Origin of the sequence: Pseudomonas thivervalensis (assembly GCF_001269655.1) — a bacterium.
GTDB classification, from domain to species: domain Bacteria; phylum Pseudomonadota; class Gammaproteobacteria; order Pseudomonadales; family Pseudomonadaceae; genus Aquipseudomonas; species Aquipseudomonas thivervalensis.
This window is the reverse complement of sequence record NZ_LHVE01000005.1, coordinates 1-20,729: the sequence shown is the minus strand read 5'-3', so window position 1 is coordinate 20,729 and position 20,729 is coordinate 1. Positions and strand designations below refer to the sequence as shown.

At 61.7% G+C, this 20,729-nt stretch carries 18 protein-coding genes; 10 read left to right on the top strand and 8 right to left on the bottom strand.

Annotated features, from left to right (window positions below; genetic code table 11):
- Nucleotides 1–88 precede the first annotated feature (88 nt).
- From AD659_RS05980 to AD659_RS05960, 5 genes are all read right to left on the bottom strand, one after another.
- On the bottom strand, nucleotides 89–1,246 hold the full coding sequence (locus tag AD659_RS05980; RefSeq protein WP_053119252.1) for a phospholipase D-like domain-containing protein: 1,158 nt from the start codon (nucleotides 1,244–1,246) through the stop codon (nucleotides 89–91).
- A gap of 1 nt (nucleotide 1,247) precedes the next feature.
- Nucleotides 1,248–1,838 carry a YceI family protein gene (locus tag AD659_RS05975; protein ID WP_053119250.1) on the bottom strand — a complete coding sequence of 197 codons (591 nt, stop codon included), beginning with the start codon at nucleotides 1,836–1,838 and terminating at the stop codon, nucleotides 1,248–1,250.
- A gap of 276 nt (nucleotides 1,839–2,114) precedes the next feature.
- Nucleotides 2,115–2,426 carry a hypothetical protein gene (locus AD659_RS05970; protein ID WP_053119248.1) on the bottom strand — a complete coding sequence of 104 codons (312 nt, stop codon included), beginning with the start codon at nucleotides 2,424–2,426 and terminating at the stop codon, nucleotides 2,115–2,117.
- A complete protein-coding gene (locus tag AD659_RS05965) occupies nucleotides 2,423–3,517 on the bottom strand; it encodes a serine hydrolase domain-containing protein (RefSeq protein WP_053119246.1) in 1,095 nt (364 codons plus the stop codon). The genes AD659_RS05970 and AD659_RS05965 overlap by 4 nt, the downstream gene beginning before the upstream one ends.
- 177 nt (nucleotides 3,518–3,694) lie before the next feature.
- On the bottom strand, nucleotides 3,695–4,567 hold the full coding sequence (locus tag AD659_RS05960) for an acyl-CoA dehydrogenase family protein (RefSeq protein WP_053119244.1): 873 nt from the start codon (nucleotides 4,565–4,567) through the stop codon (nucleotides 3,695–3,697).
- Between the two features lie 147 nt (nucleotides 4,568–4,714).
- On the opposite strand from AD659_RS05960, the gene olsB reads away from it, so the two are divergent.
- Nucleotides 4,715–5,470 (top strand): L-ornithine N(alpha)-acyltransferase, encoded by a 756-nt coding sequence (olsB, locus tag AD659_RS05955; protein WP_053119242.1) that lies wholly within the window; start codon nucleotides 4,715–4,717, stop codon nucleotides 5,468–5,470.
- Complete coding sequence (locus AD659_RS05950) at nucleotides 5,470–6,264, top strand: lysophospholipid acyltransferase family protein (protein WP_053119240.1); 795 nt, start codon at nucleotides 5,470–5,472, stop codon at nucleotides 6,262–6,264. The genes olsB and AD659_RS05950 overlap by 1 nt, the downstream gene beginning before the upstream one ends.
- A 115-nt stretch (nucleotides 6,265–6,379) precedes the next feature.
- Here AD659_RS05950 and AD659_RS05945 read toward each other — a convergent pair whose 3' ends face one another.
- Nucleotides 6,380–6,964 (bottom strand): acyl carrier protein phosphodiesterase, encoded by a 585-nt coding sequence (locus AD659_RS05945; protein WP_053119238.1) that lies wholly within the window; start codon nucleotides 6,962–6,964, stop codon nucleotides 6,380–6,382.
- A gap of 158 nt (nucleotides 6,965–7,122) precedes the next feature.
- Between AD659_RS05945 and AD659_RS05940 the strand changes: the two genes are divergently transcribed.
- The 4 genes from AD659_RS05940 (at nucleotide 7,123) to AD659_RS05925 (ending at nucleotide 10,491) form a co-directional block, all read left to right on the top strand.
- On the top strand, nucleotides 7,123–7,425 hold the full coding sequence (locus AD659_RS05940) for an ArsR/SmtB family transcription factor (RefSeq protein ID WP_053119236.1): 303 nt from the start codon (nucleotides 7,123–7,125) through the stop codon (nucleotides 7,423–7,425).
- A 17-nt stretch (nucleotides 7,426–7,442) separates the two neighbouring features.
- The gene (locus AD659_RS05935) at nucleotides 7,443–8,609 is read left to right on the top strand and encodes an MFS transporter (protein WP_053119234.1); all 1,167 of its coding nucleotides are present in this window, start codon (nucleotides 7,443–7,445) and stop codon (nucleotides 8,607–8,609) included.
- Nucleotides 8,610–8,643: 34 nt separating this feature from the next.
- A complete protein-coding gene (locus tag AD659_RS05930) occupies nucleotides 8,644–9,693 on the top strand; it encodes an alkene reductase (RefSeq protein ID WP_053119232.1) in 1,050 nt (349 codons plus the stop codon).
- Between the two features lie 171 nt (nucleotides 9,694–9,864).
- Nucleotides 9,865–10,491 carry a hypothetical protein gene (locus AD659_RS05925; protein WP_053119230.1) on the top strand — a complete coding sequence of 209 codons (627 nt, stop codon included), beginning with the start codon at nucleotides 9,865–9,867 and terminating at the stop codon, nucleotides 10,489–10,491.
- Between the two features lie 604 nt (nucleotides 10,492–11,095).
- On the opposite strand, the gene AD659_RS05920 is transcribed toward AD659_RS05925, so the two are convergent.
- Nucleotides 11,096–11,728, bottom strand: a complete 633-nt coding sequence (locus tag AD659_RS05920) for a TetR family transcriptional regulator (protein WP_053119228.1) — start codon at nucleotides 11,726–11,728, stop codon at nucleotides 11,096–11,098.
- 289 nt (nucleotides 11,729–12,017) lie between these two features.
- Here AD659_RS05920 and AD659_RS05915 point away from each other — a divergent pair, with 289 nt between their 5' ends.
- From AD659_RS05915 to adeC, 3 genes are read left to right on the top strand one after another with little or no spacing between them, the layout of a single operon-like run.
- The gene (locus AD659_RS05915) at nucleotides 12,018–13,175 is read left to right on the top strand and encodes an efflux RND transporter periplasmic adaptor subunit (protein WP_053119226.1); all 1,158 of its coding nucleotides are present in this window, start codon (nucleotides 12,018–12,020) and stop codon (nucleotides 13,173–13,175) included.
- Between the two features lie 3 nt (nucleotides 13,176–13,178).
- The gene (gene emhB, locus AD659_RS05910) at nucleotides 13,179–16,343 is read left to right on the top strand and encodes an efflux RND transporter permease subunit EmhB (RefSeq protein WP_053119224.1); all 3,165 of its coding nucleotides are present in this window, start codon (nucleotides 13,179–13,181) and stop codon (nucleotides 16,341–16,343) included.
- Nucleotides 16,340–17,797, top strand: coding sequence for an AdeC/AdeK/OprM family multidrug efflux complex outer membrane factor (gene adeC / locus AD659_RS05905; protein WP_053119222.1), 1,458 nt, complete (start codon nucleotides 16,340–16,342; stop codon nucleotides 17,795–17,797). Before emhB ends, adeC begins: the two co-directional genes overlap by 4 nt.
- Nucleotides 17,798–17,873: 76 nt before the next feature.
- Here adeC and AD659_RS05900 read toward each other — a convergent pair whose 3' ends face one another.
- Nucleotides 17,874–18,224 carry a DUF6124 family protein gene (locus tag AD659_RS05900; protein ID WP_053119220.1) on the bottom strand — a complete coding sequence of 117 codons (351 nt, stop codon included), beginning with the start codon at nucleotides 18,222–18,224 and terminating at the stop codon, nucleotides 17,874–17,876.
- A 1,390-nt stretch (nucleotides 18,225–19,614) separates the two neighbouring features.
- Between AD659_RS05900 and AD659_RS05895 the strand changes: the two genes are divergently transcribed.
- The coding region (locus AD659_RS05895) for an OprD family porin (RefSeq protein WP_053119218.1) at nucleotides 19,615–20,729 on the top strand (1,115 nt) is incomplete at its 3' end.

The window sequence follows — 20,729 nt, the reverse complement described above, 5'->3', positions numbered from 1 at the left end:
GCGATGAGGGCCTATCAGTCACTGCATCATCGACTGTGAGGCCGCCTTCGCGAGCAGGCTCGCTCCTACAGTGGTTTTCGGTAGGGATTTAGCCCCGCCGATCCAGCAAGTTCACCACCACCCGATCCACCAATCCCCACACCCGCTGCTTGAACCGCTTCCACAGCGGCCGGCGCTGCCAGGCGTCGAGGCTGACTTGCAGGCTCTGGGCGAAATCCCGCTCGAAACTGGCGGCCACGGCGCTGCTGAGCCTGGAATCCAGGGCTTCGAGGTTGGCTTCCAGGTTGAAGCGCAGGTTCCAGTGATCGAAATTGCATGAACCGATGCTGACCCAATCATCCACCAACACCATTTTCAGGTGCAGGAAACACGGCTGGTACTCGTAGATCTGCACGCCGGCCCTGAGCAATCGCGGGTAATAACGGTGCCCGGCGTAGCGCACGGACGGATGGTCGGTGCGTGGGCCGGTCAGCAGCAGGCGCACGTCGATGCCGCGGGCGGCGGCCTTGCGCAAGGAACGGCGCACGTTCCAGGTCGGCAGGAAATACGGCGTCGCCATCCAGATGCGTTTCTGGCCACTGTTCAATGCCCGGGACAACGATTGCAAAATGTCGCGATGCTGTCGGGCGTCGGCATACGCCACCCGGCCCATGCCCTCACCCACCGGCGGGACGCGAGGCAAGCGCGGCAAGCCGAAGTTGGACGCTGGCTTCCAGGCGCGCCGATGGCGGTTGGCAAGCCACTGGCGGTCGAACAGCAGTTGCCAGTCGAGCACCAGCGGGCCGACGATTTCCACCATCACTTCGTGCCATTCACTGCGGTCGTCGAGGGGGTTCCAGAATTCATCGGTCACCCCGGTGCCACCGACCACGGCCAGGCGTTGGTCCACCAACAGCAGCTTGCGGTGGTCCCGATAGAGGTTGCGCACCCAGCGGCGCCAGCTCAGGCGATTGTAGAAACGCAACTCTACCCCGGCCTCGGTCAGGCGCTTGCGCAGGGCCAGGGTAAACGCCAGGCTGCCGTAGTCATCGAACAAGCAGCGCACACGAACGCCTCGCTCGGCGGCCTGGACCAGCGCCTGGACCATCGCCTCGGCGCAAGTCCCCGCTTCCACCAGGTACAGCTCCAGCTCGACCTGCTCCTGGGCACGGGCGATTTCCACCAGCATGCGCGGAAAGAACTCCGGGCCGTCGACCAACAGCTCGAAGCGATTGCCTTCACGCCAGGGAAAGACCGGGCCGCTCACGTCAGCGCGCCGTGAAGATCAGCACCGCATTCACCGGCACCGACAGGCTGATGGCCGACAACCTGGCCAGGTTGCGCAGCTTTTCCAAACCCGGCGCCAGCTCGAAATCCGCCGCGTTGAGCACCACCGGCTCCAGGGTCACCACTTGGAACCGGCGTTCATCCAGGCGCGTCGCCAGCAGTTCGACGGGGTACTCATGCTGTTTGCCGTGCAGGTTCACCGTCAGCGGCAAGCGCAATTCCAACTGCGCGCCGTTGGCCAGGTCCTGGATCGGCGCCAGGTCAATCTTGGCGGTGACGGTGGCTTCGGCGAATTGCTTGACCTCGAACAGCTCGGCGCGCATGCGCTCGTCCCGCAGCGGGATGCCGCTGTTGATCGATTCCAGTTCCACTTCCAGGCGCGCCAAGCCATCGGGCTGGACTTGGCCGTGCAGCACCAGGAAACGCTGGACCTCGGAGACGTTGCCGTTTTTGCTGCTGATAAACGACAACCGCGACGACTCGCCGTCCAGGTACCAGTCGGCCTGGGCCGGCAGCGCTGCGCAGGCCAGCAGCAAGCTCGCGACCACGCGTGGGAAAAACCGCTTGAACATACACACTCGAAGGGCAGATAAACCTGTGGCGAACCTTAACCGGGCCGAGGGCGCTTGCAAACTGTCTGTTTCACAACATCCCTGTTGCGCACATAACCCTTGCTCCCGCTGGGCTCTCTAGGAGCTGGCGAAGCCTGCGATCTTTTGATCTTTCGCTTGAGAGTCAAGTGTCCTTGGAAGGATCGCAGCCTCGCTGCACTCGTCAGCTCCTACACAGCTCCTACGGCCCAGCGGGAGCAAGCTCCCTCGCCACAAAAGCAGCCTCCACATCAGCGGTCAGGGTTCCAACCGACACCCCTGCCGCTCGCCCAGCCATTGCGCACTGTTGCTGCGCCCCAACCCGCTGACGGTGACGCGCTTGGCTTCAGGGGTATCGAAAAAGTCACTGGTAGGCACCGACTGCTTCACATATCCCCGGCAATACTCGGCCGGTTGCTGCATCACATAGCGGCACGAGCAATACTCCTTGGCGGTGTAGGCGCTGATGATGTCGGGAAAGGCCCGCAACGCCACTCGCTCCAGCCACATCCAACTGAGCAGGGCGATGAGCAGCACCGACAGCAGGGTCAGCAGGACGTTGCGCTTCATGGCTGCACCGTCCCGGCGAACGCCGCCATGGCGCGCTTGAGCAGTTCGTTATGGCGATAACTGCCGTCGCGGTCGTCGCCGTAGCGCACGATCACCAGTTTGGCACTGGGGATGATGTACAGCGCCTGGCCCCAATGGCCCAGCGCGGCGAAGGTGTCCGGCGGCGCATCGGGCCAGGGGTGGATCGTTGGATCGGCGGCGCGGTTGAGCCACCAGTGCCCGCCCGGCACGGCTTCGTCCTGGCCGGCCTGGAAGTGCACGAAAGGCTCGCGACTGAACGCGACCCAATCCTTGGGGATCAATTGCCGGTCGCCCCAGCGGCCGTCCCGTTGCATCAACAACCCGACACGCGCCAGGTCCCGCGCCGTGAGGTAGGCATAGGACGATCCCACGAATGTGCCATTGGCGTCGGTTTCCCAGGTGGCGTGGCGGATGCCCAAGGGTTCGAACAGGGCCGTCCAGGGGTAATCGGGATAACGCGCCGCGCCGACGATGTTTTTCAGGGCCGCCGCCAACAGGTTGCTGTCACCGCTGGAATAACGGAACGCCTGTCCCGGGGGGCTGAAGACTTCATGCTGTGCGGTGAACGCCGCCATGTCATGGCGCCCGCGGGTATAGAGCATCGCCACTACCGATGACTTCAACGGCGCGTATTCGTAGTCTTCCTGCCAGTCCAGGCCTGAGGCCCAGTGGAAAAGATCGGCCAAGGTCAGGCCCGGATGCCGGCTCAGCGGTGGGTAGTACTTGGCGGTCGGATCATCCAGGGCAAAACGCTGTTCACCGTAAGCCACGCCGAACACCGTCGCCAGCAGGCTCTTGCTGATGGACCAGGTCAGGTGCGGGGTCTGCGCCGTGGTCGGCCCGGCGTAGCGTTCATAGACCAGCCGACCGTCCTGGATCACCAGCAGCGCGTCGGTGCGGATGCCCTCGCGACTCACATCGTCCCGGGGTGGGAAGGCGTATTGCGCCAAGGCTTCGATGGCCGGCCCGGTGGGAGTCGGACCGCTTGGCCATTGCTCGCCAGGCCAGTCTTCGGCGTGGACGCTCAGGTTGAGCAACAACAGCGGGATCAGGAACCAGCCTTTGGACATGCTTGGGGCTCGCGGGGTTGAACCTTCGGAGCCTATTCGGACTTGATGACAGTTTGAGTCTTGTCTGGCCCCCTGTGGGAGCGAGCTTGCTCGCGATGGCGGAGTGTCAGCCAAGAATATGTCGACTGACAAACCGCTATCGCGAGCAAGCTCACTCCCACAGGGGTTAGTGGTGGGCTATTCCAACGCCTTGGCCAACCGCTTGGCCCGCGCCCCCGCCGCAATGTCCATCACGCCTTTGTCCCGCGTCCACAGCTCACGCCACGTTGCAGGCCCGGCGGCCAGGGCAGCGTTGAGTTCGCCGTCGAGCCCGTGGAACTGGGCGAACAACCCGCCCAGCAGCACATGCCCGGCAGCGCTGGAAGGGTTATGCCGACTCACCTCCGCGCAACCGGCGAGCAACGCCAGCAGGCGCAGTTGCAACGTTTGAGGCCAGGCACACTCCTGCCCGACGCCATACAACCAGGCCGTCATCGCGCTGAGTACGTAAAGGTCTTCCAGGGTGCGGAACGGCTTGACGTAGGCGTCCCAACCGTCACCGGCCAGCAACTCGCACAACGCGCCGTCGAGCAGCACGCGACCATGGCTGATGTCGGGCATCAGGCCCATGGCGGGGAGTTTTTCCAGGGTTACGCCGGGCTCACCCGCGTAGGCCACCGCCAGGTTCAGCCGTGGCGCTTCACCGGGTGCTTCGCAGCGGGCGGCAATCAGCAACCACTCGGCGGCGTCCCCAGCGGTGACGAAATCCTTGCGTCCGCTCAGGCGCAGATCGTCGAGGCGAGTGTGCATGTCCGCCGGGCGCACGCTGCGCTGCTCAGTGGCACACAAGGCGCCGAGGCTCTGCGGCGCGCTCGGCCACAGCACTCGCAGCGCCGCCTGATACCCCACCAGGAACGCCAGCCCCGGCGTAGCCATCGACCGAGCCCCGAGCACGGCCAATTCGAACGGCGTCACCGGCCCCAGGCGTTGCAGCAACGCGGCATAACCTTCGGCCAGGTCCGGATGGGCGGGCAGGCGCTCGCCGTGTTCGATCAGGGTGTGCCAGGGCATGAAAGGGGACTCCTTGAGGGCTGTCATATAAGCATCACCAAAGCTTCATGGCGATGACACCGGGGCTACATAGCCTGACTTTGCACAACATGGCTGCATAAAGAAAGTCGACAGGCTGCAACTGAACAGCCCGCACGGAGATTCGCTATGACTCAGATCGCCCGCATCAGCGACACCGGCAATGAACGCCGCCTGCAAGCCGAACGCCTGATTGGCGCCCACGCCTTGCAAGAAGCCCAAGCCCTGCGCTTCAACGTCTTCAGCGGCGAGTTCAACGCCAAGCTCAAAGGCGCGGAAATGGGTCTGGACATGGATGACTATGATGTTCACTGCGCCCACATCGGCGTACGTGACCTGAACACCGGCCGTCTCGTGGCGACCACTCGCCTGCTCGACCACCAAGCCGCCAGCAGCCTGGGTCGGTTCTACAGCGAAGAAGAATTCAGCCTCCACGGCCTGGTCCACCTCAAGGGCCCGATCCTGGAAATCGGCCGTACCTGCGTCGACCCGGCCTACCGCAACGGCGGCACCATCGCGGTGCTCTGGGGCGAGCTGGCCGAAGTCCTGAACGAAGGCGGCTACAGCTACCTGATGGGCTGCGCGAGCATTCCGATGCAGGATGGCGGCATCCAGGCCCAGGCAATCATGCAACGCTTGCGCGAACGCTACCTGTGCACCGAACACCTGCAAGCCGTGCCAAAAAAACCACTGCCGACCCTGGACGTGCCGTCCAATGTCATCGCCGAGATGCCGCCGCTGCTCAAGGCCTACATGCGCCTGGGTGCGAAAATCTGCGGCGAGCCGTGCTGGGACGAGGACTTCCAGGTGGCCGACGTGTTCATCCTGCTCAAGCGCGACGAACTCTGCCCGCGTTATGCCCGCCACTTCAAGGCAGCGGTGTAATGAGCCGGCTGCGGATTTACGCGCGTATCGCGCGAGTCTTGCTGGTGGTGACGCTGGGCCTGAGCATGGCCAGCGTGTTCGGCCTGTTCGAACGCCTGGGGGTCGCCAACTCGATGGTCCGTCGCCAGCGCTGGTCGCGGTTTTTCATGGCTCGGCTGAGCCATGCCCTGCCCTTTTCCGTCACCGTCCACGGTCAACTGCCACAACGGCCGATGCTGTGGGTCAGTAACCATGTGTCCTGGACCGACATCCCGTTGCTGGGCATGCTCACGCCGATGTCATTCCTGTCCAAGGCTGAAGTGCGCACCTGGCCGGTCGCCGGATGGCTGGCCGCCAAGGCCGGTAGCCTGTTTATCCGACGCGGTTCGGGTGACAGCCAATTGATCCGCAAGCAAATGGGCCGCCATCTGGAGCAGGCCCATCCGCTGCTGATGTTCCCCGAAGGGACCACCACCGACGGCCGCTCCCTGCGCACCTTCCACGGTCGCTTGCTGTCGGCGGCCATCGACGCCGATGTCGCCTTGCAACCGGTGGCGATCCGTTACCTGCGCAACGGCGAACCGGATTCGCTGGCGCCGTTCATTGGCGATGATGATCTGCTGTCGCACCTGATGCGCCTGTTCGCCAATGATCGGGGTGAGGTGCACATTCATCTGCTGGAGCCGATTGCCTGCCACGGCCAGGAACGTGCGGCCCTGGCCTTCCAGGCACAGCAGGCGGTGCACAAGGCGTTGTTCGGCGCGATTCCCGAGAAACAGCAAGCGCCGGTGCGGCCTGCGGCGATTGCGGCCTGACCCGGATCCCTGCGCAGATCCCCTGTGGGAGCGAGCTTGCTCGCGATAGCGGTATAACATTCAGCAGATGTGCTGGCTGATACACCTTTATCGCGAGCAAGCTCGCTCCCACAATTTAGTTTTGTGGTGTGGTTTGGCTCAGCGCAAAATCCTGCAACTGCGGATAAAACAACCGAAAGTCTTCGCTCAACGGCTCATAGAGCCTGGCCAGCTCCGGCATCGCCCCGGCCAGTTCCTCAGGTCGGGACAGGCGACGGGAAATACCGCGCAGTACCTGCCCCAGCACCTCGAACTCCTGATAAGACCCCAGCCAATCATCCGCGGCCATGTACGGGGCGATGTGCGCCAGGCGTCCTGGCAACTGCGGTTCTGTGCCGAGCACCTGGTACACCCGTGACGTGAAATCCAGCAGCGGCTCTTCACCGTACAACGTCCAGTCCCGGGCCAGGCAGTGGTCGAAAAACACGTCGAGCACGATCCCGGCGTAACGCCGTCGCACCGTGGAAAAACGCGACAGGGCGATGTCCACCAGGGGATGACGGTCGGTGTACATGTCGATGCGTCGATGCAGGGCGATCGCCGCTTCGATCCGCGGGTCGTAGAGCCCTTGCAGCGGTCCCTTGACGAAGTCGCCGTAGAGGCTGCCGAGCAGTTGTTCCCGGCCAGAGCCGCCGAGGTGCAGGTGTGCGAGATAGTTCATGGCCCGCAGCTTAGCACCCCCACGTCAATATCGTTATAACCCGATATAGCGATTTGTTCGGCATTCAGATCAAATCCATATTGGTATATCGCGAAGTAACGATTTAAGGTTCGCTCCATCGCGATATAGCGTTTTACTCACCCCCGAGCTTGCTACCCATGACCCTCGACCTCGACGAAATAATAAAAGCCCTGGCGCACCCAGTACGGCGAGACATCCTCAACTGGCTCAAAGACCCCAAGGTCCAGTTCCCCGACCAACTGCACAACCACGAGTTCGGCATTTGCGCCGGGCAGATCGACCAGCGTTGCGGCCTGTCGCAATCCACGGTGTCTGCGCACTTGGCGGTGTTGCAACGGGCGGGGCTGATCACCAGCCAGAAGGTCGGTCAATGGCACTTCTTCAAACGCAACGAGGAAGTGATCCAGCAGTTCCTCAAGCAAATGAGCCAAGAGCTCTGACCCGACAAGGACCCATCATGCCCCTCTCACTCCTGATCCTGGCCCTGAGCGCCTTCGCCATCGGCACCACCGAGTTCGTCATCATGGGCCTTTTGCCCGACGTGGCGGCCGACCTGGGCGTGTCGATTCCCGGCGCCGGCTGGCTGGTGACCGGCTACGCCCTGGGCGTGGCCATCGGCGCTCCGTTCATGGCCCTGGCCACCGCCCGGCTGCCGCGCAAGGCCGCCCTGGTGGCGTTGATGGGGATTTTCATCGTCGGCAACCTGCTCTGCGCCATCGCCAGCGACTACAACGTGCTGATGTTTGCCCGGGTGGTCACGGCCCTGTGCCACGGCGCGTTCTTCGGTATCGGTTCGGTGGTGGCCGCCGGCCTGGTGGCGCCCAACAAGCGCGCCTCGGCCGTGGCCCTGATGTTCACCGGCCTGACCCTGGCCAACGTACTCGGCGTGCCGCTGGGTACCGCCCTGGGCCAGGAAGCCGGCTGGCGCTCGACCTTCTGGGCCGTGACCGTCATTGGCGTGGTGGCACTGATCGGCCTGATCCGCTTCCTGCCGGCCAAGCGCGATGAAGAAAAACTCGACATGCGTTCGGAACTGATAGCACTCAAAGGCGCCGGCCTGTGGCTGTCCCTGAGCATGACCGCGCTGTTCTCCGCGTCGGTGTTCACCCTGTTCACCTACGTCGCGCCGCTGTTGGGAGAAGTGACCGGCGTATCGCCCCGTGGCGTGACCTGGACCCTGGTGCTGATCGGCCTGGGCCTGACCCTGGGCAACATCATCGGAGGCAAGCTGGCGGACAAGAGCCTGGCAAACACGCTGATGGGCGTCTTCCTCACCATGGCCGTGGTGTCCACCGTACTGAGCTGGACCAGCGTGGCGCTGATCCCCAGTGAAATCACCCTGTTCCTCTGGGCCACCGCCTGCTTCGCCGCCGTGCCGGCCCTGCAAGTCAACGTGGTGACCTTCGGCAAAGAGGCCCCCAACCTGGTGTCCACCCTGAACATCGGCGCCTTCAACGTCGGCAACGCCCTGGGCGCCTGGGTCGGCGGCAGTGTCATCGACCATGGCCTGGGCCTGACCTCCGTTCCCCTGGCCGCCGGCGCGCTGGCCGTGCTGGCGCTGTTGGTCACCCTCATCACTTTCCGCCAGGGCGGCAACGCCGACCTGGCCCCGGCAACTCATTAACTGTTAACCCTTCCACTTTCGAGGTTGTATTTTCATGGCGACTATTTTCGACCCCATCAAACTCGGCGACATCGAGCTGAAGAACCGCATCATCATGGCCCCGCTTACCCGCTGCCGTGCCGACGCCGGTCGCGTGCCCAACGCGTTGATGGCCGAGTACTACGTGCAACGCGCCTCCGCTGGCCTGATCCTCAGTGAAGCGACCTCCGTCACGCCGATGGGCGTCGGCTACCCGGACACCCCGGGCATCTGGTCCAACGACCAGGTCCGCGGCTGGGCCAACATCACCAAGGCGATCCACGGCGCCGGCGGCAAGATCTTCCTGCAACTGTGGCACGTGGGCCGGATCTCCCATCCGTCATACCTGAACGGCGAAACCCCGGTGGCGCCCAGCGCGATCCAGCCCAAGGGCCACGTGAGCCTGGTACGCCCACTGGCCGACTACCCAACCCCACGCGCTCTGGAAACCGCTGAAATCGCCGACATCATCGACGCTTACCGCGTCGGTGCCGAGAATGCCAAGGCCGCCGGTTTCGACGGCGTGGAAATCCACGGCGCCAACGGTTATCTGCTCGACCAGTTTCTGCAGAGCAGCACCAACCAGCGTACCGACCAATACGGCGGCTCCCTGGAAAACCGTGCCCGCCTGCTGCTGGAAGTGACCGACGCGGCCATCGAAGTCTGGGGCGCCGGTCGGGTTGGCGTGCACCTGGCTCCACGCGCCGACTCCCATGACATGGGTGACGAAAACCGCCTGGAAACCTTCAGCTACGTGGCTCGCGAACTGGGCAAGCGTGGCATCGCCTTCATCTGCTCCCGTGAGAAGGAAGGCGACGACAGCATCGGCCCACAACTCAAGCAGGCTTTCGGCGGCCCGTACATCGCCAACGAACGTTTTACCAAAGAGAGCGCCAACGCCTGGCTGGCCGAAGGCAAGGCCGATGCCGTGGCGTTTGGTGTGCCGTTCATTGCCAACCCGGACCTGCCGGCACGCTTGAAAGCCGATGCACCGTTGAACGAGGCGCATCCGGAAACCTTCTATGCTAAAGGTCCGGTGGGTTATATCGATTATCCAGTGATGTAAGTCATAAAAAACAAAAGCCCTGCCTCAAAAGAGCCAGGGCTTTTTTAGGTGCGCTAAATATCCAGTCAAACATCCAAACTTCTAAACCCCCTCTAACTTTCCATACTATCGCCACCGACAAGACAAACCGTCTTGTCTGCTTGCAGTCACTATTTTTGAAAAGGATTTCAAATGAACGCTACCCCTGAAAACAACCAACAGACCGGCGATCGCATTTATGAACTCATCGCCTCTCAATTCAGTTGGGCACCGTTGGCCGTGTTGTACCAGTTCCTCAAATCACTCGACACGCAAGAATATATGCCGATGCTCACGGCGCTGATAGAGAAAGCGAACCTGAATGACAAGGCCAACAAGCAGGTTAAAGCCTGGGAACAGGAGCGCATCAACCCAAGCCGCACCCGCGTCATCGTAAAGTTGATCAACCATACCGACTTGGATTTTGAAATCGGCGGACACTCGCTGCAGTTGAATGCCGACGAGCAACACGCCACACAGATTCTTCCCTGGGATATCCAGGCCTGGAAGTTCGACCTCGCTTATAGCCGGCGCCTGGGCAGTCGCAGTAAGGACATGTTCAAACACTCCATGGTGTTCGGCGATGAAGAGTTTGGCTTTCGCTTTGACTTCGGTTTGCGCGTCAATACATCCTTCGGTGTTATTTCACCGACGCTGACACCCGTCCGGACCCACACACTGACCTCTATTGGAACGAACCCGATCCAATGCACGACACGAATCACTCGCACAGCCAGTGAAGAGCCCTATGGTTTTACCGTGGAACTCACGCTGAGCTGAACTAATTCGGTCTCGCCCGTAATGCTGTTCACTTAAGGCTTGTCTGAATCCTTGTGGCGAGGGAGCTTGCTCCCGCTGGGCTGCGTAGCAGCCCTTTCTTCTGAGCGCTTCGCACTCAAGCGGGAGCAAGCTCTCATGGAACAAATTGCAACCATGTGATTTTTAAGGCTGAAAATACCTATTGATCGTTCCCACGCTCCTGCGTGGGAATGTCGCCAGGGACGCTCCGCGTTCCGCTTCTGGAAGGTGACGCAGAGCGTCACGGGATGCATTCCCACGCAGAGCGTGGGAACGATCAAAAACAGATATCTCGTGGATGTCGCTCTAGTTCCCTGCGCGACAGCGCAGCGTCGAAGACGCGGCGGCCACTCCCTCGCCACAGGTTCATAGTTTTCTTAAGAACAGTATTACAGCTTCGCCTGGGCCGCCTGGCCGCCCGTTCGGAAGACCTTGTCGACCGGGCTCTTCCCGCGCATTCACCCGCGCGAAACAAATTTCCTACAAAATTCGCCGCCGATTGCCTATCAACCGCGCCAGTGTCGGTTTATAAAAGCACCCTTACGCGCTCGTATTGACACAAAGCGACGCAATTACGCATTTTGTTTCATTTGCGCAGGCTAGGGCTCAGGTGCAGCATGTCCAGCCCGATCTCCACCCAGCGTGCGGCCTCATCCGCCAGGGCGAAGCTGTCGGGGGCCAGCAACCACTGGTACAAAATGCCATCGATGTAGGCATGAATGGCAACTGCCGCCCTTTCGGGGTCCAGATCATCCGGCAACTGGCCGCGTTTCATCGCATTGCGCAACGACAGGGCGATGCGCACATTGCAGTCGAGGCTGACCTCGCGTCGCTGCTGGCGCAAATCGCACATTTCATCGGTGAATTCGCACTTATGGAACAGGATCTCATTAATGCGTCGGGTTTTCGGGTCCAGGGCCACTTGCTGGAACAATCGGACCAACAGCTTGCGAATACAGCCCAACGGGTCAAGCTCCTCTTCACTCTCACTGGCACGGGCCAACTCATCGAGCGGCTCGTGCAAGGTATCGAGCATGGCCTGGAGCAGGTCCGCCTTGTTGCTGAAATGCCAATAGATGGCACCGCGCGTTACACCGGCCAGTGTCGCGATGTCGGCCAGGGTCGTACGCGCCACGCCACGCTCGAAAAAGGCCTTTTCGGCCGCTTCGAGGATCTGGCTGCGAGTCTCCTGGGCTTCCTCTTTGGTACGACGGACCATGGCAGTAAACACCTCAATCAGGATGCGGTCAGCAATGCGTCAGCAATGCGTCAGCAATGCGTAAGAATCAGCGGAACAAAATATGAGGCGACGTCTCTTGGAACGCGTCCCCGATCTACGCTGGCCTTTGTCAGGCTTTTGTAAATCCGGATATTACGCAATTTGGCTGTTTACAAACAACCATGTACGTAAGTATATTTCTTAGCATCCTACTAATTGAATTAATGCTGCTTTCTCACCCTTCCACTTTTCGAGTGCGCCCGTTGCGCGCCTGGACCCGAGGATTTCCATGCAATTCAAGCCAGCTGTTACTGCTCTGGTTACCGCCATCGCCCTGGCATCGCTGCTTAGCGGATGCAAAAAGGAAGAGGCTGCACCTGCTCCTCCCCCTCCTCAGGTCGGCGTTGTAACCCTCAAGACCCAGCCCTTTACCCTGACCTCGGAATTGCCGGGGCGTACCAGCGCGTTCCGCGTCGCAGAAGTACGGCCACAGGTCAACGGCATCATTCTCAAGCGTTTGTTCAAGGAAGGCGCCGACGTCAAGGCCGGCCAGCAGTTGTATCAGATCGATCCGGCTGTCTATGAAGCGACCCTCAAGAGCGCCGAGGCGAACCTGCGTTCCACCAAGTCGATTGCCGACCGCTACAAGCAATTGGTGGACGAACAGGCGGTAAGCCGTCAGGAATACGACACCGCCGTGGCCAATCGCCTGGAGTCGGAAGCCAACCTGCAGACCGCCCAGATCAATGTGCGCTACACCAAGGTCTATGCGCCGATTTCCGGTCGTATCGGTCGCTCCTCGGTGACCGAGGGTGCGCTGGTGAGCAACGGCCAGGCCGATGCCCTGGCAACCATCCAGCAACTGGACCCGATCTATGTCGACGTAACGCAGAGTTCGGTCGAGCTGCTGCAACTGCGCCGCGAACTGGAAAGCGGCCGCCTGCAGAAGGCCGGCGACAACGCCGCCATGGTCAAGCTGACCCTGGAAGACGGCAGCCAGTATCCGCACGAAGGCAAACTGGAATTCTCTGAAGTGTCGGTCGACCAGACCACCGGTTCCGTGACCCTGCGCGCCGTGTTCCCCAACCCTGACCACACTCTGCTGCCGGGCATGTTCGTCCACGCGCAATTGCAGGCCGGTGTGAACAGCGCCGCGATCCTGGCACCGCAACAAGGCGTGACCCGCGACCTCAAGGGCGCACCGACCGCACTGGTGGTTGGCCCGGACAACAAGGTCGAACTGCGTCAGCTCAAGGCCAGCCGCACTGTCGGTAACCAGTGGTTGATCGAAGACGGGCTCAAGGCCGGCGATCGCGTGATCACCGAAGGGTTGCAGTTCGTACGCCCTGGCGTGGAAGTCAAAGCCACCGAAGCCACCAACGTTGGTACCAAGAACCCGGTCCCCGCACAGGCAACTGATAAAGCTGCCGGCGGCAAAGGGGAGTAAACCATGTCGAAATTTTTTATCGACCGTCCGATTTTCGCCTGGGTGATCGCCCTGGTGATCATGCTGGTCGGGGCTCTATCGATCCTCAAGTTGCCGATCAACCAGTACCCGAGCATTGCGCCGCCGGCCATTGCGATCCAGGTGACCTACCCGGGCGCGTCCGCGCAAACCGTGCAGGACACCGTGGTGCAGGTCATCGAGCAGCAGCTCAACGGCATCGACAACCTGCGTTATGTGTCCTCGGAAAGCAACTCCGATGGCAGCATGACCATCACCGCGACCTTCGAGCAAGGCACCAACTCCGACACCGCGCAGGTCCAGGTCCAGAACAAGCTGAACCTGGCCACCCCGCTGTTGCCGCAAGAAGTGCAGCAACAGGGCATCCGCGTGACCAAGTCAGTGAGAAACTTCCTGATGGTGATCGGCGTGGTGTCGCGCGACGGCAGCATGACCCGGGAAGACCTGTCCAACTACATCGTGTCCAACATGCAGGACCCGATCTCGCGCACCGCCGGTGTCGGTGACTTCCAGGTCTTCGGTGCCCAATACGCGATGCGGATCTGGCTCGACCCGGCCAAGCTGAACAACTTCAACCTGACTCCGGTGGATGTGAGCACGGCCATTTCCGCGCAAAACGTCCAGATCGCCTCCGGCCAGCTCGGCGGCCTGCCGGCCATGCCCGGCCAGCAACTGAACGCCACCATCATCGGCAAGACCCGCCTGCAGACCGCCGAGCAATTCAAGGCGATCCTGCTCAAGGTCAACCCGGACGGCTCGCAAGTGCGCGTCGGCGACGTGGCCGATGTGGCCCTGGGTGGTGAGAACTACAGCATCAACGCTCAGTTCAACGGTGCCCCGGCCTCCGGCCTTGCGGTACGACTGGCGACTGGCGCCAACGCCCTCGACACGGCCAAGGCCCTGCGCCAGACCGTGGAAAATCTCAAGCCGTTCTTCCCGCAAGGTCTGGAAGTGGTGTTCCCCTACGACACCACGCCGGTGGTGAGCGAATCGATCAAGGGTGTGGTTGAAACCCTGGTCGAGGCGGTCGTACTGGTATTCCTGGTGATGTTCCTGTTCTTGCAGAACTTCCGCGCCACCATCATCACCACAATGACGGTACCCGTGGTACTGCTCGGCACCTTCGGGATCCTCGCGGCGTTCGGCTTCAGCATCAACACCCTGACCATGTTCGGCATGGTGCTGGCCATCGGCTTGCTGGTTGACGACGCCATCGTCGTGGTGGAAAACGTCGAACGGGTGATGAGCGAAGAAGGCCTGTCGCCCAAGGAAGCCACCAAGAAATCCATGGGCCAGATCCAGGGCGCCCTGGTGGGTATCGCCCTGGTGCTCTCGGCGGTATTGCTGCCGATGGCGTTCTTCGGCGGCTCCACCGGTGTGATCTACAAGCAGTTCTCCATCACCATCGTCTCGGCCATGGCCCTGTCGGTCCTGGTGGCCCTGATTTTCACCCCGGCCCTGTGCGCCACCATGCTCAAGCCAATCCCCAAGGGTGAGCACGGCACACCGAAACGCGGCTTCTTCGGTTGGTTCAACCGCACCTTCGATCGTGGCGTCAGGAGCTACGAACGGGGCGTGGGCAACATGCTCAAACACAAGGCCCCGTACCTGCTGGCCTACATCATCATCGTGGTTGGCATGGTCTGGCTGTTCACCCGCATCCCGACGGCGTTCTTGCCGGAAGAAGACCAGGGCGTGCTGTTTGCCCAGGTACAGACACCGGCCGGTTCCAGCGCCGAGCGTACCCAGGTGGTGGTGGACAAGATGCGTGAGTTCCTGCTGCGTCCGAGCAAGGACGGCGGCGAAGGCGATGGCGTGGCCTCGGTGTTCACCGTGACCGGCTTCAACTTTGCCGGTCGCGGCCAGAGCTCCGGCCTGGCGTTCATCATGCTCAAGCCGTGGGAAGAGCGTAACGCTGATAACACCGTGTTCAAGATCGCTGGCCGCGCCCAACAACACTTCTTCAGCTTCCGCGACGCGATGGTGTTCGCCTTCGCACCGCCAGCGGTGATGGAACTGGGTAACGCCACCGGCTTCGACGTGTTCCTGCAGGACCGCGCCGGCATCGGCCACGACAAGTTGATGGAAGCCCGTAACCAGTTCCTGGGCATGGCGGCCCAAAGCAAGATACTGGCTCAGGTGCGTCCGAACGGCCTGAACGATGAACCGCAATACCAGTTGGAAATCGATGACGAGAAGGCCAGTGCCCTGGGTATTACCCTCTCGGACATCAACAGCACCCTGTCGATTGCGCTGGGCAGTAGCTATGTGAACGACTTCATCGACCGTGGTCGGGTGAAACGGGTGTACGTCCAGGGCCAGCCGAACGCGCGCATGAGCCCCGAAGACCTGCAGAAGTGGTACGTGCGCAACAGCGCCGGAACCATGGTGCCGTTCACGGCGTTCGCCAAAGGTGAGTGGGTCTACGGCTCGCCGAAACTGGCGCGTTACAACGGCGTGGAAGCGATGGAAATCCTTGGCACCCCGGCCCCGGGTTATTCCACCGGTGAAGCCATGGCCGAAGTCGAAGCCATCGCCAAGAAGCTGCCGGCCGGCGTGGGTATTTCCTGGACGGGCCTGTCCTACGAGGAACGTCTATCGGGTTCCCAGGCGCCAGCGCTGTACGCCTTGTCGCTGCTGATGGTGTTCCTGTGCCTGGCGGCGCTGTATGAAAGTTGGTCGATTCCGATCGCGGTCATGCTCGTGGTGCCCCTGGGGATCATCGGGGCCCTGATGGCGACCAGCCTGCGCGGCCTGTCCAACGACGTGTACTTCCAGGTGGGCTTGCTGACCACCATCGGCCTGGCGGCGAAAAACGCCATTCTGATCGTGGAATTCGCCAAGGAACTCCACGAACAGGGTCGAACCCTGGTGGAAGCCGCCATCGAAGCCTGTAGGATGCGTCTGCGGCCGATCATCATGACGTCCCTGGCGTTCGTCCTCGGTGTGGTTCCGTTGGCAATTTCCACGGGTGCCGGTTCGGGCAGCCAGCACGCCATCGGTACCGGTGTGATCGGCGGTATGTTGACCGCGACCATCCTGGCGATCTTCTGGGTGCCATTGTTCTTCGTGACTGTGTCGTCGATGGGTCGTCGCAAAAATATCGACCAGGACAACACTCCTGAAACTTCCAAAGAGGCTGGCCAATGAGCAAGTCGCTACTCTCCCTGACCATCGCCGCCGTCGTGCTCAGCGGTTGCTCGCTGATCCCCGACTATCAGCGGCCCGAAGCACCGGTCGCGGCGCAATACCCACAAGGGCCGGCCTACGAGGCGGCCAATGCACCCGGCCAGGCGGCCGCCGAGCAAGGCTGGAAGCAGTTTTTCCATGACCCGGCGTTGCAACAGCTGATCCAGGTCGCCCTGGAAAACAACCGCGACCTGCGCGTCGCGGCGCTGAACATCGATGCCTATGCCGCGCAATACCGCATCCAGCGCGCGGACCTGTTCCCGGCGGTCTCGGCCACCGGCTCCGGCAGCCGCCAGCGGGTACCGGCACGGGCTTCGCAAACCGGTGAAGCGGCGATCAGCAGCTCCTACTCGGCGACCTTGGGCATCAGCGCCTATGAACTGGACCTGTTCGGTCGGGTTCGCAGCCTGAGCGAGCAAGCGCTGCAAAGCTACTTCGCCACTGAAGAAGCCCGGCGCAGCACCCAGATCAGCCTGGTTGCCAACGTCGCCAATGCCTACCTGACTTGGCAGGCCGACAAGGAACTGCTCAAGCTGACCCAGGAAACCCTCGGCGCCTACGAGCAAAGCTTCAAGCTGACCTCGCGCAGTGCCGAAGTCGGCGTGGCCTCGGCCCTGGACCTGAGCCAGGCCCGCACCGCCGTGGAAAACGCCCGTGTGCAACTGGCCCGCTACACCCGCCAGGTCGCCCAGGACGAAAACAGCCTGACCCTGCTGCTGGGCACCGGCCTGCCGGCCAACCTGAACTCGCAGCCGTTGAGCGATGATCTGCTCAGCGAAGTGCCGGCCGGGCTGCCGTCAGACCTGCTGCAACGTCGTCCGGACATCCTCCAGGCCGAACGCAACCTGCTGGCCGCCAACGCCAACATCGGCGCCGCGCGGGCCGCGTTCTTCCCGAGCATCAGCCTGACGGCCAACGCCGGCACCTTGAGCCCGGACCTGTCCGGCCTGTTCAAGGGCGGTTCGGGCACCTGGACCTTCGCGCCGCAAATCAACCTGCCGATCTTCAACGCCGGCAGCCTGCGGGCAAGTCTTGACTACGCGAAGATTCAGAAAGACATCAATGTCGCGCAGTATGAGAAGTCGATTCAGACCGCGTTCCAGGAAGTCTCCGATGGCCTGGCCGCGCGTCAGACCTACAACGAACAGTTGCAGGCCCAGACTGACTTCGTTGCCGCCAACCAGGACTACTACCGCCTGGCCGAGCGTCGCTACCGCATCGGCGTCGACAGCAACCTGACCTTCCTCGATGCCCAACGCCAGTTGTTCAGCGCGCAACAATCGCTGATCACCGACCGCCTTGCGCAACTGACCAGTGAGGTCAATCTGTACAAGGCACTGGGCGGTGGTTGGAATGCCGAGACGGGCAAGAACGAACCGGTGAAAGAAGAAGCACCGAAGATGAAATTGTTCTGATTTGATGCCTGAAGACTGAAACACGAAGCCCACCGAAAGGTGGGCTTTTTTTGTGTGCGCTTTAACAACGACTGGGTTAACGCGGGTCGACGATATCCAGCGCTCGATTGGCCAACAACTCACTCAAGTCAATCATCTGCGCCACGCCGAGCGCGACATGCCGCCGCGAGCCTTCCAGATCGAACGCCAGGTCGTTGACCATGGCACGGGCCGAGGCCAGGGTTTCGCTGAGATTTGCTAGCAGGCACTCGATGTCGAGGGTATCGATGACGGTGAAAACTTGAGTTGAGGTTTTTGGCTTGGGATCAGCGTGGGTGCCTGGATGGTAATCGAGTGCTCGGTCTGCGGCCTCTTGGAGCTTTTCTGAATCGGGGTCGTTGTAGGGGAAGGTGCTCTCTGATGGCGAAGATGGATGATGTTTTTTCATAACGGCGCTCCTGCATCAATTGGAGCCCGAGACATTGGGTCCGGGCGCTGGCGCCTAACGAATTCGGCGGGCTTGCAGTCCCGGTCGCTGAGTTGACAGCGACCTGAACAGGCTAGATTTACCGCTTCCGAGCAGCAACCTTAAAACCTCGTCGGAAAAGTCGGCGCGTCTGTCAGACCGGCCACAAATCTTGTGGGAGCGAGCTTGCTCGCGATGGCGGCCTGTCAGCTGGCTTTGCTCTTGTTGACTGGGTACATATCCGTTTTCGTGGTAACGGCTACTTAGGGTTTCGCCCTGACGGCGAGTCACTTTCGAAAAGCGCGAAAGTAACCAAAGCGCTTCTGCCCCACCACTCGGTGCCTCGCCTAGGCTCGGCATGCCCGCACTCCGGCATTGCTCCGTGGGCCGCCGCGAAGGGCCATCGTGGTTAACGGGGCGCCCGAGATCAACGTCCACCGCGAGGCGGCCTAGTAGCCGACCTGGTTCTTGATGGGTACTGCGTTCCTCCTGTGGGAGCGAGCTTGCTCGCGAAGAGGCCGGCAAATTCAACATCTCCACCGACTGTGATACCGCCTTCGCGAGCAAGCTCGCTCCCACACTTGGATTGAAGTACAGCCGCAAGCGCTAGGTCGGTTGTCAGGCCGCCTTCGCGAGCAGGCTCGCTCCCACAGTTGGGTCGAAGTACAGCTGCCAGAACCCGGTCGACTGTCAGGCCGCCTTCGCGAGCAAGCCGGCTCCCACACAATTGGATCGGAGTACGACCGGGAGAGCCAGGTCGGCTACCAGGCCGCCTCGGAGCGGACGTTGATCTCGGCGCCCCGTTAACCACGATGGCCGAACGCAGGCATTGTGCAGTGGGCAACCCGGCATGGATGCCGGGTTAGCCGCGCTGGGCCATGGATGGCCCTTCGCGGCGGCCCACGGAGCAATGCCGGAGTGAGGGCATGCCGAGCCTAGGCGAGGCACCAAGTGGTGGGGCAGAAGCGTTTTGGTTACTTTTGCGCTTCTCAAAAGTGACCCGCCGTCAGGGCGGAACCCTAAGCAGCCGTTACCGCAGCAATGGATATGTACTCAGTCAACAACATCCCGGCCGGCTGTCAGGCCGCCATCGCGAGCAAGCTCGCTCCCACAGTGGAATGCGTCCATCCAATCAGTCGTTTTGCCGTTCGATAATCGCCCAAAACCCGCAAACGGCAATTGAACCGATCCCGGGCCGCCCTTCACCATCGCTGGCACAAAACCAATAACAACAGGTTCGACGCCATGCCCCGACGCCCCGCCCCACCCGGCTGATTCCGATCGCCCTGACGCCCCTGGCTACCCCGTACCGCCAGCACCTCAAAAGTGCGGCAGCAACTCGCTTCGTCCACAAAAAATAGAGACAACGCCCATGAAGCCCAAACAGCACCTGTTCCCCAGCCTCATCGCCGTCGCCCTGACCAGCACCGCCCTACCCGTCCTGGCCGCGGAATCGGGCTTTGTCGAAGACGCCAAGGCCACGCTGAACCTGCGCAATTTCTACATCAACCGCAACTTCACCAACCCGAACAACGCCCAAGGCAAAGCCGAAGAATGGACCCAGAGTTTCATCCTCGACGCCAAGTCCGGTTTCACCCAGGGCACAGTCGGTTTCGGCGTGGATGTGCTGGGGATCTACTCGGTCAAGCTCGACGGCGGCCGTGGCACTGCGAACACCTCCCTATTGCCGGTGCATGACGACGGTCGCCCCGCAGATGACTTCGGTCGCCTCGGCGTGGCCCTCAAGGCCAAGGTCTCGAAGACTGAACTGAAGGTCGGCGAATGGATGCCGGTGCTGCCGATCCTGCGTTCCGACGACGGTCGCTCCCTGCCGCAAACCTTCCGTGGCGGCCAGGTGACGTCCACCGAAATCAACGGCCTGAGCCTCTACGGCGGCCAGTTCCGTGGCAACAGCCCGCGTAACGACGCGAGCATGGAAGACATGTCGATGAACGGCCGCGGTGCGTTCACCTCCGACCGTTTCAACTTCGGCGGCGGCGAATACGCCTTCAACGAGAAACGCACTCAGGTCGGCGTCTGGTACGCGGAACTGTCCGACATCTACCAACAGCAGTACTTCAACCTGACCCACAGCCAGCCCATGGGCGACTGGACCCTGGGTGCCAACCTCGGTTACTTCACCGGCAAGGAAAATGGCAGCGCGTTGGCCGGAGACCTGGACAACAAAACCGCGTTCGCCATGCTCTCGGCCAAATACGGCGGCAACACCTTCTACGTTGGCCTACAGAAAGTCGGCGGCGACGACGCCTGGATGCGCGTCAACGGCACCAGCGGCGGCACCCTGGCGAACGACAGCTACAACTCCAGCTACGACAACGCCAAGGAAAAATCCTGGCAAGTGCGCCATGACTTCAACTTCGCCGCCGTCGGCGTGCCGGGCCTGACCCTGATGAACCGCTACATCAGCGGCGACAATGTGCACACCGCCACGGTCGATGACGGCAAGGAATGGGGCCGTGAAAGTGA